This is a genomic window from Massilia polaris (genome assembly GCF_012927275.1).
Classification (GTDB): domain Bacteria; phylum Pseudomonadota; class Gammaproteobacteria; order Burkholderiales; family Burkholderiaceae_D; genus Telluria_A; species Telluria_A polaris.
The window spans coordinates 211,334-225,775 of sequence record NZ_JABBGG010000002.1; the positions used below are offsets into that span (position 1 = coordinate 211,334).

General features: G+C 63.1%; 15 protein-coding genes. 13 read left to right on the forward strand and 2 right to left on the reverse strand.

Annotated features, from left to right (window positions below):
• The first annotated feature begins 146 nt into the window (after nucleotides 1–146).
• The 3 genes from HHL21_RS04755 to HHL21_RS04765 are packed head-to-tail and all read left to right on the forward strand — an operon-like array spanning nucleotide 147 to nucleotide 2,745.
• Nucleotides 147–797: a PEP-CTERM sorting domain-containing protein gene (locus tag HHL21_RS04755; RefSeq protein WP_169464108.1), complete on the forward strand. Its 651-nt coding sequence runs from the start codon at nucleotides 147–149 to the stop codon at nucleotides 795–797.
• A gap of 20 nt (nucleotides 798–817) precedes the next feature.
• Entirely contained in the window at nucleotides 818–1,702 is an 885-nt protein-coding gene (locus HHL21_RS04760) for a GNAT family N-acetyltransferase (RefSeq protein WP_169464109.1), read from the forward strand.
• Between the two features lie 5 nt (nucleotides 1,703–1,707).
• A complete protein-coding gene (locus HHL21_RS04765) occupies nucleotides 1,708–2,745 on the forward strand; it encodes a hypothetical protein (protein WP_169464110.1) in 1,038 nt (345 codons plus the stop codon).
• On the opposite strand, the gene HHL21_RS04770 is transcribed toward HHL21_RS04765, so the two are convergent.
• The gene (locus HHL21_RS04770) at nucleotides 2,742–3,428 is read right to left on the reverse strand and encodes a Crp/Fnr family transcriptional regulator (RefSeq protein ID WP_169464111.1); all 687 of its coding nucleotides are present in this window, start codon (nucleotides 3,426–3,428) and stop codon (nucleotides 2,742–2,744) included. The genes HHL21_RS04765 and HHL21_RS04770 overlap by 4 nt on opposite strands.
• 150 nt (nucleotides 3,429–3,578) lie before the next feature.
• Here HHL21_RS04770 and HHL21_RS04775 point away from each other — a divergent pair, with 150 nt between their 5' ends.
• The 10 genes from HHL21_RS04775 to HHL21_RS04820 all read left to right on the forward strand — a co-directional run bounded on the left by HHL21_RS04775 (nucleotide 3,579) and on the right by HHL21_RS04820 (nucleotide 13,290).
• Nucleotides 3,579–5,534, forward strand: coding sequence for an AMP-dependent synthetase/ligase (locus HHL21_RS04775; RefSeq protein ID WP_169464112.1), 1,956 nt, complete (start codon nucleotides 3,579–3,581; stop codon nucleotides 5,532–5,534).
• 14 nt (nucleotides 5,535–5,548) lie between these two features.
• On the forward strand, nucleotides 5,549–6,364 hold the full coding sequence (locus tag HHL21_RS04780; protein ID WP_169464113.1) for an ABC transporter ATP-binding protein: 816 nt from the start codon (nucleotides 5,549–5,551) through the stop codon (nucleotides 6,362–6,364).
• A 59-nt stretch (nucleotides 6,365–6,423) separates the two neighbouring features.
• Complete coding sequence (locus HHL21_RS04785; RefSeq protein ID WP_206085589.1) at nucleotides 6,424–7,320, forward strand: branched-chain amino acid ABC transporter permease; 897 nt, start codon at nucleotides 6,424–6,426, stop codon at nucleotides 7,318–7,320.
• Between the two features lies 1 nt (nucleotide 7,321).
• Nucleotides 7,322–8,380, forward strand: a complete 1,059-nt coding sequence (locus HHL21_RS04790) for a branched-chain amino acid ABC transporter permease (RefSeq protein ID WP_169464115.1) — start codon at nucleotides 7,322–7,324, stop codon at nucleotides 8,378–8,380.
• 61 nt (nucleotides 8,381–8,441) lie between these two features.
• A complete protein-coding gene (locus HHL21_RS04795; protein WP_169464116.1) occupies nucleotides 8,442–9,743 on the forward strand; it encodes an ABC transporter substrate-binding protein in 1,302 nt (433 codons plus the stop codon).
• A gap of 63 nt (nucleotides 9,744–9,806) precedes the next feature.
• Entirely contained in the window at nucleotides 9,807–10,628 is an 822-nt protein-coding gene (locus HHL21_RS04800) for an ABC transporter ATP-binding protein (RefSeq protein WP_169464117.1), read from the forward strand.
• An 11-nt stretch (nucleotides 10,629–10,639) separates the two neighbouring features.
• Nucleotides 10,640–10,996: an MmcQ/YjbR family DNA-binding protein gene (locus HHL21_RS04805; RefSeq protein WP_229496045.1), complete on the forward strand. Its 357-nt coding sequence runs from the start codon at nucleotides 10,640–10,642 to the stop codon at nucleotides 10,994–10,996.
• A 15-nt stretch (nucleotides 10,997–11,011) separates the two neighbouring features.
• Complete coding sequence (locus HHL21_RS04810; protein ID WP_169464118.1) at nucleotides 11,012–11,365, forward strand: MmcQ/YjbR family DNA-binding protein; 354 nt, start codon at nucleotides 11,012–11,014, stop codon at nucleotides 11,363–11,365.
• Entirely contained in the window at nucleotides 11,362–12,621 is a 1,260-nt protein-coding gene (locus tag HHL21_RS04815) for a phenylacetate--CoA ligase family protein (RefSeq protein WP_169464119.1), read from the forward strand. Before HHL21_RS04810 ends, HHL21_RS04815 begins: the two co-directional genes overlap by 4 nt.
• Nucleotides 12,622–12,705: 84 nt before the next feature.
• The gene (locus HHL21_RS04820; RefSeq protein WP_169464405.1) at nucleotides 12,706–13,290 is read left to right on the forward strand and encodes a hypoxanthine-guanine phosphoribosyltransferase; all 585 of its coding nucleotides are present in this window, start codon (nucleotides 12,706–12,708) and stop codon (nucleotides 13,288–13,290) included.
• A gap of 52 nt (nucleotides 13,291–13,342) precedes the next feature.
• Here HHL21_RS04820 and HHL21_RS04825 read toward each other — a convergent pair whose 3' ends face one another.
• Nucleotides 13,343–14,299, reverse strand: a complete 957-nt coding sequence (locus HHL21_RS04825) for an NAD(P)H-dependent flavin oxidoreductase (RefSeq protein ID WP_169464120.1) — start codon at nucleotides 14,297–14,299, stop codon at nucleotides 13,343–13,345.
• Between the last annotated feature and the right edge of the window lie 143 nt (nucleotides 14,300–14,442).

The following is a 14,442-nucleotide window of genomic DNA, read 5'->3' on the forward strand; positions in this document are numbered from 1 at the left end:
GCGCCGAGTTGTGTCGGAATTTTTTACACCTTGTCTGCCAGAAGACAAAAAGCTTGAGATAAGTCATTGATATTTATCAAGTTTAGATTCTTGGCATCAATATTGCTTGATACTCATACATTCAAACTTTTTGAAAAAAATAGAAAATGAAAAGCCAAAACTTCAAACCAATGTTCCTGTCGATGATCGCACTGGGCGGCGCTTTCGCGGCCGGCGCGGCGAATGCCACGGTCATCAAGCTTGACGTCAACGGCGACGGCATCAAAGACTTGCGTTTTACCAACCATATCAAGCTCAAGCTTTTCACCAGCAAGTTTAGCTATGAAGTCGAAGGCCTGAATGGCGCGACCGTCAGTGCGGGCGGCCCGCTGGCATTTGGCAACCTGATCGGCGCGTCGACTGATTTCGACGCCAACAACATGCTGGCTGCGTACTCGCACCAGAACTGGTATGCCGGCGTCGGCTGCGGCCCGAAGGCCAGCACCAACGGTTCATGCCATTCCGGCAGCTGGAACAACGGATTCAGCGACGTCAGCGGCTACCTCGGCTTTGCACTGGCAAGCGGCGACGACACCTTCTACGGCTGGGCTAATATCGCGATGAACCATGCTGGCGCCGCGACCATCATTGGTACTGCGGTCGAAACCTGCGCCAACACGGCCATCGGCGCCGGTTCCGCCGCTGCCGGATGCAACGGCGTTCCACCCGCCGAAGTGCCGGAGCCGGCATCGCTGGCGCTGCTGGCTGCTGGCTTTGCAGGCATTGGCGCCATGCGCCGCCGCGCCGCCAAGCGCTAATCCCACGCTGAAGGAAGCAGATGAGGTCAATCGAAGTGCGCGATGTGACGCGCACCCACAGCGCATTGATCCCATCTCTCTTCCCCGGCGCACGCGACGTCAAGGCCACGCCGGCCATGTACGCCGCGTACGAGGGCCCTGCGTTGATTGGCTTTGCGCTCCTGTGCTCGCCCACCGGCGCCGAACACCCCGCCTATCGTTTTGACCTGGCCGTCGCGCCGCAAATGCGCCGCCGCGGCGCCGCCAGCGCCATGCTCGAACACGTGATCGGGACGGCCCGCACCCTGCGCGCGCCGTCGCTTCGTCCGCTTGCGCCGGTCGACAGCGAGATCGGCCACAAGCTGATGGCGCGCTTCGGTTTTGCGCCGCGGCGCCGCACGCTCGTCTTCGAATTCGCCTTCGACAAGGCATTCGACCATGTCGATATCCAGCACCACCACCTCGAAGTGTCGGGCCGCCTGCCTGCTGGCCTGGCGGACGAGCCCTATCGCGACAATGCCGCGCGTGACCTGTCGACACTCTGCGTCCGCGAATTTGGCATTCTCACGCGCGGCCACCTTGAGGCATGCGGCGAATATCCGGCGCCCAACGCCGATATCAGCCATGCCCGCGCCTTCCGTGTGAATGGCGTGCTGGCCGGCGCACTAGGCATCGTCGTACGCGATGGCATCGCCGCCATCGACCCGCTGCTGATCGCCCCCGGCAGCCGCAATACATGGGCTTTCACCCACATTATTCATTCCACCCTGCGCCGGCTCGTCGCGCAGGGCTGCACGCGTGGCGTGGCACATATTCACGAGGACAACACAAGCGTACTGGCCTTGGCTCGGCGCTTCCGCGTACGCCAGGTCGGCGCCGCAAGCCTGTACGAGTTGCCGCTGCCGTACGCGAGTGAATCCGAATGAAGGCCATGCTGCTCCATCTGCCCGGCCTGCCCTGGGAGTGCCTGAGCCGCGACGATGCGGCTTCCTGGCTGCCCACACTCCATGCCCTGATCGAAAGCGGCAGCGCGGGTCCTCTCGCGCCGGTCGGCCGGCATCCGCTAATGGATGGGGTGGTCCTGACCGGACGCGGCCCCGCCGACAGCGGCTTGCTGGCGGCCATGGCGCCGCGCCCGGACCGATTCGGCGCCGACCTCGCCGGCGCGCTGCACCTCAAGGTGCCGGGTTTCGCTCGCTACCTGGACGATGCCGGCAAGCGCTGCGCGCTGGTCAACCTGCGCGGTACCCACTTCGATGAATTGGCCCGGGGCATAATCGCCAGCGATGGATTCTTCGAGGTCCGCGCGCACAGCTATGCACAATGGGGAATACCGCCGGGCGCGCTGGCGCCGCTAAGCATGGCAGGCCTGCTGGCCGACCTGCGTGTCCATCCCGAAGACCTGGCGCCGTCCCAGCTCGGCCCCCTGGTAGCGGGCGAGAGCGGATCTGTGCGGCCGGAGCAATTGCGTATGCTCGCCAGGGCGCTCGCGGAGACCAGCGGCGCGCACACAGTGGCCACCTACCTGGCCGAACATGGCGCGCTGGACATGTGTGCGGTTCGTTACCCGGTACTGGCCGGATTGGGAGGCATGTTCGGCGACCCCGCGCAGCGCGAAACCGGCAAGGGTACCGCGTGGGCGCTGATCGCGCTGCTGGACGCTTTCGTCGCGCGCATGCTGGCACTCGGCGGCAATGATGCGGTGATAATGATTACCGGCGGTAACGAAACGCGTCCGTTCTGGATTGCCAGCGGTCCGGGCGTCGCTGTCGACGAACTATGGCCCGAAGGTACCAGCCTGTATGACGTCGCGCCTTCCATGCTATCGATGTTCGGGCTGGCCGACCCGTCCATGCCGGGTCAGTCCCGTATCATCGGTGGCAACGGCGACCCCGTGGCGGTGGCCCCGGTTGCGCTGCCTGGACAAGTCCTGTCGCTGCCCGACAGCTTTGCCGGGCCCGCCGCCTAAGTCTCGAACTGGCGCAAGCCGTCGACATCGAGCACGCGGATGCCGCCGTAATCGATGCGCACCAGCCCTTCCTTCTCCAGCAGTTGCAACGCCTGGTTGGCGCGCTGGCGCGAAGCGCCCGACAGGTAGCCGATCTCTTCCTGCGAAATCTGAACGACCTTTTCGACGCCAGGATAAAGGTGGGAGTTGAACATCGACGCCAGGCAGCGCGCCACGCGGGTGTCGACGTTGAGCAGGCGGTCGGTCTCGACCAGTCCGATGAACTGGCCTAAGCGCTCGTTGAGCTGCATCAAAAGAAAACGCGTGAACGGCAGACTGGTTTCCAGCAGCCATTCAAACGTCGCGCGCGGCATCTGCGCCACCCGCGTATCGCGCAACGCGATCACGTCGTACTTGCGGCGGTCATCCTTGAGCAGCGAACCCTCGCCGAACCAGCCGCCCGCCGGCACGCCGGTAAAGGTCACGCTCTTTCCGGCCGGAGAGAAGTTGTTCATCTTCACCAGACCGTCGATGATGCCGGTCCAGCTTTCCATCGGCTCGCCCTTGCGGCAAACGAATCCACCCTTCGGTACGAATTGCTCGAAAGTCTCGGCCTCGACGCGCACCATCTGCGCCGCCGTCAGGCAGCGCGCCCAGATAGTCGCCCGGAGATGTTGTGTCAGTGTTTGTGCTTGATTGTCCATTGTGCGTCGCAGCATCGAAAGTCGCGCAATTGTCATCCAAATGACAACGCAAGATTGAAACGCGAGCTAATATCATCACACAAAAACGCATCCTGCCCTGCAAATCCTTTTGCGCGGCCGGAATGCCGTTACAAGCGAAGGAGACACGCGGTGGATACACCCGACGGATCGCAACTGCAGACTTTTCCGCGGCGGCTGCTGGCGCACCGCCAGACCCGCCCAACGCGGCCAGCTTATCGCGAAAAATACCTGGGCATCTGGCAGACCTGGAACTGGTCCGAAGTCAACGCCGAAGTACGCGCCATGGCTTGCGGACTGGCGTCGATCGGCTTCAAGCGCGGCATGAACCTGGCCATCATCGGCGACAACCGTCCGCGCCTGTACTGGGCGATGCTGGCCGCGCAAAGCCTGGGCGGCGTTCCTGTGCCGCTGTACCAGGACGCGCCGGCTGCCGACATGGCCTATGTGCTGAACGACGCGGAAGTCGCTTTCGCCGTGGTCGAAGACCAGGAACAGGTCGACAAGCTGCTCGAACTGAAGGCGCTGTGCCCGCGCGTCGCGCACATCGCGTTCGAGGACGAGCGCGGCATGCGCCACTACACCCAATCAGGCCTGGTGTCGCTGGCGCAGCTGGCCACGCTCGGACGCGCCTACGACCAGGCCAACCCCGGCTTCTTCGAAGCGCAGGTGGAAGCGGGACTCGGCAGCGATCCGGCCATCATCCTGTATACATCCGGCACCACCGGCAAGCCGAAAGGCGTGGTGCAGTCGCATACCTCGCTGATCGCGGCCGGCACCGGCGGCGTCGGCTTCGACAAGCTGACCGACCGCGAAGACATCCTGTCCTACCTGCCGATGGCCTGGGTGGGCGACTGCCTGTTCTCGCTGGCGCAGGCGATGGTCGCGGGCTTCACCGTCAACTGCCCCGAATCGGGCGACACCGTGCTGACCGACCTGCGCGAAATCGGCCCGACCTATTACTTCGCACCGCCGCGCGTGTTCGAGAACATGCTGACCACGGTGATGATCCGCATGGAAGACGCGGGCGCCATCAAGCGCCGCATGTTCCACTACTTTATGGACGTGGCCAGGCGCTGCGGCGCCGATATCCTCGACGGCAAGCCGGTTGCAGCGGGCGACAGGCTCAAATACGCCATCGGCAAGCTGCTGGTGTACGGCCCGCTCAGGAACGTGCTGGGCATGTCGCGCATCCGCGTCGCTTACACCGCGGGCGCGGCGATCGGGCCGGACCTGTTCCGTTTCTACCGTTCGATCGGCGTCAACCTCAAGCAGCTGTACGGCTCGACCGAAACCTGCGCCTACGTCTGCCTGCAGCCTGACGGGAACATCAAGTTCGACAGCGTCGGCGTCGCAGCGCCCGGCGTCGAAGTGAAACTGGCCGACAACGGTGAAGTGCTGGTGCGATCGAAGGCAACGATGGACGGCTACTTCAAGCGCCCCGACGCTACCGCTGAGGTGATCGATGCGAACGGCTACTTCCACACCGGCGACGCCGGCATCTTCGACGCCGACGGCCACCTGAAGATCATCGACCGCGCGGCGGACGTGGGCAAGATGAACGGCGGCGCCATCTTCGCGCCGAACTACATCGAGAACAAGCTCAAGTTTTTCCCGTATATCAAAGAGGCGGTCGCCTTCGGCAATGCGCGCGACCGGGTCTGCGCCTTCATCAACATCGACATGGAAGCAGTCGGCAACTGGGCCGAACGCCGCAACATCTCGTATTCGGGCTACACCGACCTGGCGGCGCACCCGCAGGCGTATGAGCTGATCCGCGACTGCATCGAGAAGGTCAACGCCGACCTGGCCAGCGAGGCGATGATGGGGGACACCCAGATCCACCGCTTCCTGATCCTGCACAAGGAGCTCGACCCGGACGACGACGAGCTGACCCGCACCCGCAAGGTGCGCCGCAAGTTCATCGCCGAGAAGTACGCGGTGCTGATCGACGCGCTGTACAGCGACAAGGCCAGCCAGTACATCAGCACGCAGGTCAAGTTCGAGGACGGCCGCACCGGCGTCGTCAGCGCCGACCTGCGCATCGTCGACGCCAAAACCTTCCCATCGATGGAGCGCGCAGCGTGACGGAGACCGATACCATGGATATGACTGATCTGGAAGCCCGGGTCGGAGCTGGCCGCGCGATCGGCCCCGTCATCCTCGACCTGAAGAACATCTCGCTGTCGTTCGGCGGCGTCAAGGCGCTGACCGATATTTCCTTCGACGTGAAGCAACACGAGATCCGCGCGATCATCGGGCCGAACGGCGCCGGCAAGAGCTCGATGCTTAATGTGATCAACGGCGTGTACCGCCCGCAGCAAGGCGAGATCGTCCTGCGCGGCGCAACCCGCAAGAACATGGACTGCTACGCGGCCGCCAAGGCAGGCGTGGCGCGCACGTTCCAGAACATCGCGCTGTTCAAGGGCATGACGGTCCTCGACAACATCATGACCGGCCGCAACCTGAAGATGAAGTCGAACTTCCTGATGCAGGCGCTGTACATCGGGCCGGCGCGGCGCGAGGAAATCGCCCACCGCGAGAAAGTCGAGGAGATCATCGACTTCCTGGAGATCCAGGCGATCCGCAAGACGCCGGTCGGGCGGCTGCCGTATGGCCTGCAGAAGCGCGTCGAGCTGGGACGGGCGCTGGCGGCCGAACCGGAGATCCTGCTTCTCGACGAGCCGATGGCGGGCATGAACGTCGAGGAAAAGCAGGACATGTGCCGTTTTATCCTCGACGTGAACGACCAGTTCGGGACCACCATCGTGCTGATCGAGCACGACATGGGCGTGGTGATGGATATTTCGGACCGCGTGGTGGTGCTCGATTACGGCAAGAAGATCGGCGACGGCACGCCCGACGAGGTGCGCAACAACCAGAACGTCATCAATGCGTATCTTGGCGTCGCTCATTAACGTGGTTCCCGCGACAGCGGGAATGACGGTCTCTCAGTTGCGGGAACTAAGGAATGAACATGAGCTTTTTTATTGAGGTGCTTCTCGGCGGCCTGCTCTCCGGCGTGATGTATGCGCTGGTGGCCATTGGCTTCGTCCTGATCTACAAGGCGTCCGGCGTATTCAACTTCGCCCAGGGTGCAATGGTGTTCTTCGCCGCGCTTACGTGCGTGGGCATCATCGACAAGTTCGGCGTGTCGCTGTGGGTCGCGGTCCCGGCCACCATTGCGGTGATGATCCTGCTTGGCATCGCCATCGAACGCATCGTGCTGCGTCCGCTGGTCAACCAGCCCGAAATCACCCTGTTCATGGCCACCATCGGCCTCGCCTTCTTCATCGAGGGGCTGGCCCAGCTGGTCTGGGGCTCGCAGGTGCGCAAGCTCGACCTGCCGATCGACGACATACCGAACACCTACCTGATGGATAACTACAACATCCTGGTGTCCAACTTCGACATGACCGCCGCCGCCATCTGCGGCGTACTGGTGACCGTCCTCGCGCTGCTGTTCTCCAAGACCAAAGTAGGCCGCGCCCTGCGCGCAGTGGCTGACGACCACCAGGCCGCACTGGCTGTCGGCATCCCCCTGCAGCGGATCTGGGCCGTCCTGTGGGGCGTGGCCGGCCTGGTCGCACTGGTGGCCGGCATGCTCTGGGGCGCCCGCAACGGCGTGCAGTTCGCGCTGACATTCATCGCCCTGAAAGCGCTGCCGGTGCTGATCCTGGGCGGCTTCACCTCGGTGCCGGGCGCGATTGTCGGCGGCCTGATTATCGGCGCTTCCGAAAAACTGGCCGAGGTCTACCTCGGGCCGTATGTCGGCGGCGGCATCGAAGGCTGGTTCCCGTACGTGCTTGCGTTGTTGTTCCTGCTGGTTCGCCCTGAAGGGCTGTTCGGCGAAAAAATCATCCGGAGGATTTGAGATGTTCTACCGTGAAGCCGGACAGTTTAAAACCACCTACCAGTCGGATGGCCAGGTATTCCCGATCCGCCAGGACCGCGTCGCCATGCTTGCGCTGATGGGCATCGCGCTGGCGCTGGTCCCGATGATCGCCTCGCCTTACATGCTGTCGGCGATCCTGATCCCGTTCCTGATCTTTTCCCTTGCCGCCATTGGACTGAACATCCTGACCGGCTACTGCGGCCAGCTGTCGCTCGGCACCGCGGCCTTCATGGCCGTTGGCGCGTTCGCGTCGTGGAACTTCGTCGCGCGTATCCCCGGCATTCCGATGCTGCTTGCGTTCGTGCTGGGCGGTTTGTGCGCGGCCATGGTCGGCATCGCATTCGGCCTGCCGTCGCTGCGCATCCGCGGCTTCTACCTTGCGGCGTCGACGCTGGCCACGCAGTTCTTCGTGGTCTGGTGCCTGACCAAGATTCCTTACCTGACCGGCAACAGCTCCTCCGGCGTGATCACGGCGCAGCAGATCACCATCTTCGGCTATGCGTTCGACACCCCTGCGAGCAAGTACATGCTGGTGCTGGCGATCGTCGCGCTGATGGCGCTGCTGGCCAAGAACATGGTGCGCTCGAACGTCGGGCGCTCCTGGATGGCGGTGCGCGACATGGACGTGGCGGCGGAAGTCATCGGATTCCGTCCGATGCGCACCAAGCTGCTGGCGTTCGCGGTCAGCTCCTTCTACTGCGGCGTGGCCGGCGCGCTGTACGCCTACGCCTACCTGGGAACCGTGGAACCGGAGGCCTACAACCTCGACCTGTCGTTCCGCATCCTGTTCATGATCATCATCGGCGGCGTTGGCTCGATCCTCGGGTCCTTCCTTGGCGCGGCTTTCATTGTGCTGCTGCCGGTCTTCCTCAACATCGTGGCGCACGGGATGTCCCTGCCCACGTCGGTGGCATCGAACCTGGAGTTGATGGTGTTTGGCGCGTTGATCATATTTTTCCTGATCGTGGAGCCGCATGGCCTCGCGCGCTTGTGGCAAGTAGGTAAAGAAAAATTGCGCCTGTGGCCCTTCCCGCATTAACCGGGCCGCACGGACGCAATAACAAACGTTGCTATTTACGGACCTTAGGAGACGACAAAAAATGAAACTGACCACCAAGCTCTTGCTGTGCGCGGCCCTCGCAGGCGCCTTCAACCAAGTTAGCGCAGCCGACCAGTTCGTCGCGCTGCCATCCTATCGCGTCGGCCCATATGCGGCCGGCGGCTCCGGCTTCTATGGCGGCGCGATCGACTACTTCAACCTTGTCAACGCCAGCGGCGGCATCAACGGCGTCAAGATCAAGTGGCAGGAGTGCGAGACCGAATACAACCCGTCGCGCGGCGTCGAATGCTACGAGCGCCTGAAAACCCAGGAAGGCGGCGCCACGCTGGTCGAGCCGCTGTCGACCGGTATCGCGTACGGCATCCTTGACCGCGTCGCGCAGGACAAGATCCCGATGACGACCCTCGGCTACGGCCGTTCCGACGCCGCCAACGGCAAGGTCTTCCCGTATGTCTTCCCGCTGATTACCAGCTACTGGAACCAGGCTGCCGCGATGATCAAGTACCTGGCCGACAAGAACGGCGGCTACGCCAAGCTGAAGGGCAAGAAGATTGTCCACCTGTACCACGACTCGGCGTTCGGCAAGGAGCCGCTGCCGGTGCTGGAGGCACAGGCCAGGCAGTACGGCTTCGAGCTGATCAAGATCGCGGTCGCGCCGCCGGGCAGCGAGCAGCAGTCACAGTGGCTGCAGATCCGCCAGGCCAAGCCTGACCACGTGATCCTGTGGGGCTGGGGCGTGATGAACTCGGTCGCGATCAAGACCGCGCAGCGCAACGGCTTCCCGCGCGAGAAAATCCTCGGGGTATGGTGGGCGGGCTCGGAAGAAGACACCATTCCATCGGGCGACGCAGCCAAGGGCTACACCTCGATGACCTTCAACACGCCGGGCAACTACCCGGTCATCGACCAGATCCGCACCAAGGTCTACGCGGCAGGTAACGGCAACCTGGCCGACCAGAAGCGCATCGGCTCCGTGTACCACATGCGCGGCATGACGATGGGCATATTGTGGGTCGAAGGTATCCGCAAGGCGCAGGAGAAGTACGGCAAGGGCAAGGTCATGACGGGCGAGCAGGTTCGCTGGGGCCTGGAAAACCTGAACGTCGACGAAGCACGCCAGAAGGCGCTCGGCGCGTTCGGCATGTTCCCGACCGTGAAGACCAGCTGCGACGACCACGAAGGTTCGGGCGCGGTCAAGGTCCAGCAGTGGGACGGCAGCAAGTGGAAAGCCATCACGCCGAACTGGGTCGTGGGCGACAAGGCGCTGACCCGCAAGCTGGTTGAAGAATCCTCGGCCGCCTACGCCAAGGAGAAAAACCTCACGCCGGCCTGCATGCAGTAAGAAGCACGACCGCACCCCGGCTGTTTCGACAGCCGGGGCGTTTTACGAACAAGTGGAAAGCCCATGACGAACGACGCAGCCAGCCAGCCCTACCTGTCGGTGAATAACATCGAAGTCATTTACGACCACGTCATCCTGGTCCTGAAAGGCGTGTCGCTGCAGGTACCGAAGGGGAAAATCGTGGCGCTGCTGGGCGCCAACGGCGCCGGCAAATCGACCACGCTGAAGACCATTTCGACACTGCTGCGCGGCGAGCGCGGCGACGTCACCAAGGGCGAGGTCCGGTTCCAGGGCGAACGTGTGGACCAGCTCACGCCGAACGAACTGGTGAAGCGCGGCCTGTCGCAGGTAATGGAAGGCCGCCACTGTTTCGGCCACCTGACCATCGAAGAAAACCTGATGACCGGCGCTTACACGCGCTCGGTATCGCGTGCGGAGCTGAAGGATTCGCTCGACGCGGTGTACCAGTATTTCCCGCGCCTGAAGGAACGCCGCAGCAGCCAGGCCGGCTACACCTCGGGCGGCGAACAGCAGATGTGCGCCATCGGCCGCGCGCTGATGGCCAAGCCGTCGATGATCCTGCTCGACGAACCGTCGATGGGCATCGCGCCGCAGATCGTCGAAGAGATTTTCGACATCGTGAAAGACCTGAACCGCAAGGAGGGCGTCTCCTTCCTGCTGGCTGAACAGAACACCACGGTCGCGCTGCGCTACGCCGACTTCGGCTACATCCTCGAAAACGGGCGTGTGGTCATGGAAGGCGAAGCGAGCGAACTGGCCAACAACGAGGACGTCAAGGAGTTCTACCTTGGCGTCTCCGGCGCGGGACGCAAGAGCTTCCGCGACATGAAATTCTACCGCCGCCGCAAGCGCTGGCTGGCATAACGAAAGATAGCATGATGGATTTTGAGCGTGCCAAGGCACTGTGCCGCACCTTCCCCGGCGCCACCGAAGATATCAAATGGGGCGCCGACCTGGTGTTCTCGGTTGGCGAGAAAATGTTCGCCGTGACCGGTGACGAAAGCCCGGCCAAGGGCATGAGCTTCAAGGTGGAAGACGAACGTTTCCTCGAGCTGACCGACCGCCCCGGCATTATCCCGGCGCCTTACCTGGCGCGGGCGAAGTGGATTTACGTGGAACACGCGGGCGCCCTTGGCGACGCCGAAGCCGAGGCGCTGCTGCGCCGCTCGTACGAACTGGTATTCGCGAAGCTGACCAAAAAGCTGCAGCGCGAAATCAGCGGATCGGAATGACATTAAAGAACAAGCATGGACTTTGAATCAGCAAAAACGGTGTGCCTGACCTTCCCCGGCGCCACCCAGGACCTCAAGTGGGGTGAAGTCACGGTGTTTTCGGTAGGCGGCAAGATGTTCGCCGCTACCAACGCAGACCTGCCCGCGCGGCGCATCAGTTTCAAGGTGGACGACGACCGCTTCCTCGAACTGACCGACCGTCCGGGAATCATCCCCGCGCCTTACATGGCGCGGCTCAAGTGGGTGTACACCGACGACACCAGGGCGCTGAGCGACGGCGAAGCGGCGCAGCTGCTGCGCCGTTCCTACGAACTGGCATTCGCGAAGCTGACCAAGAAGCTTCAGCGCGAAATAGGAGAAGCGGCATGACCATCGATACCCTGGACGCGCTGGAAACCCGCGACCCCTTTGATCGTGAACGCGACCTGATGGCGCGGCTGCCGCAGCTCGTCGCGCTGGCCAAGCGCGCGCCCGGCTGGCAGCGCATCCTGGACGGCGTCGATCCAGCCTCGATCGACAGCCGCGCGGCGCTGGCGATGCTGCCGATCACGCGCAAGTCGGACCTGAAAACGCTGCAGAAAGACCCGATGCCGTTCGGCGGCCTGAACACGACGCCGCTGTCCGACATGTCGCGCGTGTTCATCTCGCCGGGCCCGATCTTCGATCCGGAAGGACGCGGCCAGGACTGGTGGCGCTTCGCGCGGCCGCTGTATGCGGGCGGCGTGCGCAATGGCGGCCTGCTGCAGAACTGCTTCTCGTACCACTTCACGCCGGCGGCCTTCATGGTTGAAGGCGGCGCGTTCCGCATTGGCAGCGCGGTGATCCCGGCCGGCGCCGGACAGACCGAGATGCAGGTGCAGGCGATGGCCGACCTCAAGCCGGACACCTACGTCGGCACGCCCTCGTTCCTGCGCATCATCATCGAAAAGGCGCGTGAGATGGGCGCCGACATCAGCAGCGTGCGCAACGCGGTGATGGGCGCCGAAGCGCTGCCGCAATCGCTGCGCGCGTGGTTCCAGGAGAACGGCGTACCGAACGTGATCCAGACCTATGCATCGGCCGATATCGGCAGCATCGCCTACGAAACCGTCAGCGATGGCGTGGTCAATCCGGGCATGGTGCTCGACGAAGACCTGATCGTCGAAATCGTCCGGCCGGGCAGCGGCGAGCCTGTCGCGCCGGGCGACACGGGCGAAGTCGTGGTCACCTCGTTCAATCCCGACTATCCGCTGATCCGCTTTGCGACGGGCGACATGTCGGCGCTGCTGGTCGGCGCGCCGCCGTCGAAATGCGGGCGCACCAACGACCGCATCAAAGGCTGGATGGGACGCGCCGACCAGACCACCAAAATACGCGCGATGTTCGTGCACCCATCGCAGGTCGACAATATTGTGCGCCGTCATCCCGAGGTATTGAAAGCGCGCCTGGTGGTGTCGGGCCGCATGGCCAACGATGCGATGACGCTGCACTGTGAAGTGTCAGGCGAGGCATCGGCCGATCTGCAAGCGGCCATCATCGGCTCGATCCGCGAGGTGACCAAGCTGCGTGGCGAGGTCGTGTTCGCGGCGCCGGGTTCGCTCCCCGCGGACGGCAAGGTTATCGAGGACGCGCGCGACTACAGTTAGCTTGTGGCAGAAAACCAACTGCCGTCCGGCCTGTCGATGGGATATGAAGGATAATTGCTGGGTCTCCTTTTTACCGTGACCACCATGCAAGACTTCCACTACAAGCGCGCGCGCGACCTGATCAAGAATGCCGAAGAAATCTTCGACGCGGACATCGTCAAGGCGGCTGTTACGCGCGTCGCCGGCACCCTCAACGAGCGCTTTGGCAATCCCGACGACGAGGCCTTCCCGCTCGTGCTGGGCGTGATGGGCGGCGCTGTCGTCTTCACCGGCCAGCTGCTGACCCAGCTCGACTTCCCGCTCGAGTTCGATTACATCCATGTGACCCGCTACGGCGACGACGACACGGGCGGCCAGGTGGTGTGGAAGGTGATTCCGCGCTCGAACGTCGAGGGCCGCACGATTATCGTGGTCGACGACATCCTCGACGAGGGCGAGACGCTGGCGCATGTGAAGCAGCGCTTGCTGGACATGGGCGCTTCGGAGGTGATCCTGGCGGTGTTCGCGGACAAGGACCTCAAGCGCGCCAAGCCGGTGCACGCCGATATCGTCGGGCTGACGATTCCGAACAAGTTTGTGGTTGGATTTGGGATGGATGTGTATGGCTACTGGCGGAACCTGCCGGGATTGTGGGCGATTCGCGAGGAAGACCTGAAGCCGCGCGATTAAGCACGGATTGCGTAAACCTAAAAGGGACGGCATCGCCGTCCCTTTTCATTTTCTACGACAAGCAAAGCCGCCCACGCGCCGCGTCATATTCGCGCTTCAACCGCTCCACCATCTCGGCCACGGTCGGCACGTCATCCATCAAGCCGACGCCCTGGCCCGCGCCCCAGATATCGCGCCACGCCTTCGCGCTGCCCGATCCAAAGCTCATCTTGCTCTTGTCCGACTCCGGCAGCGCCTCCGGATCGAGTCCCGCGTTGACGATCGATTTCTTCAGGTAGTTCCCATGCACGCCGGTAAACAGGTTGGTGTACACGATATCCGACGCCGCCGATTCCACAATCGCATTGCGGTAGTCCTCGCTGACGTTCGACTCCTTCGTCGCCAGCCAGCGCGAGCCGATGTACGCCAGGTCAGCGCCCATCGCCTGCGCCGCGAGAATCGCGCCGCCGGTAGCGATCGAGCCTGACAGCGCCAGCGGACCATCGAAGAACTTGCGCACCTCGCCGACCAGCGCAAACGGCGACAGCGCGCCAGCATGCCCGCCCGCGCCAGCCGCCACCAGGATCAGGCCATCGACGCCGGCCTCGAGCGCCTTCTGCGCGTGGCGGATCGAAATCACGTCATGCATGACGATGCCGCCGTAGCTGTGAACCGCGTCCATCATTTCCTTCGGCGGCGCGCGCAGCGACGAAATGATGATCGGCACCTTATGGCGCACGCAGACCTCGACGTCATGTTCGAGCCGGTCGTTGGACTGGTGGACGATCTGGTTGACCGCGATCGGCCCTACCCGCTTGCCGGGATTCGCTTGCTGGAACTCGGCCAGTTCCTTTTGCAGGTCGGTCAGCCAGGTGTCCAGAAGCTCCGCGGGACGGGCATTGAGCGCCGGGAAGGCGCCGACGATGCCGGCCTTGCATTGCGCCGCGACCAGTTGCGGTCCGCTGGCGATGAACATCGGCGAGGCGATGACGGGGAGGCTGAGGTTTTGTAACGCGGCGGGTAATGCCATGGCGGGAACTCGCAGACGGAAGTTGATCGGGACAGCGAACTTATTATAGTTCGAAAAAAGAACGATCGTGCTAGTCTAGAAAAGAAAAAAGCGGCGATGGAACAATCCACAGCCGCTTCCAAGGTCGTGAGAGCAAGTGCTAA

What these genes read in the sequence shown, in the direction of transcription:
- HHL21_RS04755 (WP_169464108.1), top strand. Translation starts at nt 147, where the DNA reads ATGAAAAGCCAAAACTTCAAACCAATGTTCCTGTCGATGATCGCACTG.
- HHL21_RS04760 (WP_169464109.1), top strand. Translation starts at nt 818, where the DNA reads ATGAGGTCAATCGAAGTGCGCGATGTGACGCGCACCCACAGCGCATTG.
- HHL21_RS04765 (WP_169464110.1), top strand. Translation starts at nt 1,708, where the DNA reads ATGCTGCTCCATCTGCCCGGCCTGCCCTGGGAGTGCCTGAGCCGCGAC.
- HHL21_RS04770 (WP_169464111.1), bottom strand. Translation starts at nt 3,428, where the DNA reads ATGGACAATCAAGCACAAACACTGACACAACATCTCCGGGCGACTATC.
- HHL21_RS04780 (WP_169464113.1), top strand. Translation starts at nt 5,549, where the DNA reads ATGGATATGACTGATCTGGAAGCCCGGGTCGGAGCTGGCCGCGCGATC.
- HHL21_RS04785 (WP_206085589.1), top strand. Translation starts at nt 6,424, where the DNA reads ATGAGCTTTTTTATTGAGGTGCTTCTCGGCGGCCTGCTCTCCGGCGTG.
- HHL21_RS04790 (WP_169464115.1), top strand. Translation starts at nt 7,322, where the DNA reads ATGTTCTACCGTGAAGCCGGACAGTTTAAAACCACCTACCAGTCGGAT.
- HHL21_RS04795 (WP_169464116.1), top strand. Translation starts at nt 8,442, where the DNA reads ATGAAACTGACCACCAAGCTCTTGCTGTGCGCGGCCCTCGCAGGCGCC.
- HHL21_RS04800 (WP_169464117.1), top strand. Translation starts at nt 9,807, where the DNA reads ATGACGAACGACGCAGCCAGCCAGCCCTACCTGTCGGTGAATAACATC.
- HHL21_RS04805 (WP_229496045.1), top strand. Translation starts at nt 10,640, where the DNA reads ATGATGGATTTTGAGCGTGCCAAGGCACTGTGCCGCACCTTCCCCGGC.
- HHL21_RS04810 (WP_169464118.1), top strand. Translation starts at nt 11,012, where the DNA reads ATGGACTTTGAATCAGCAAAAACGGTGTGCCTGACCTTCCCCGGCGCC.
- HHL21_RS04815 (WP_169464119.1), top strand. Translation starts at nt 11,362, where the DNA reads ATGACCATCGATACCCTGGACGCGCTGGAAACCCGCGACCCCTTTGAT.
- HHL21_RS04820 (WP_169464405.1), top strand. Translation starts at nt 12,706, where the DNA reads ATGCAAGACTTCCACTACAAGCGCGCGCGCGACCTGATCAAGAATGCC.
- HHL21_RS04825 (WP_169464120.1), bottom strand. Translation starts at nt 14,299, where the DNA reads ATGGCATTACCCGCCGCGTTACAAAACCTCAGCCTCCCCGTCATCGCC.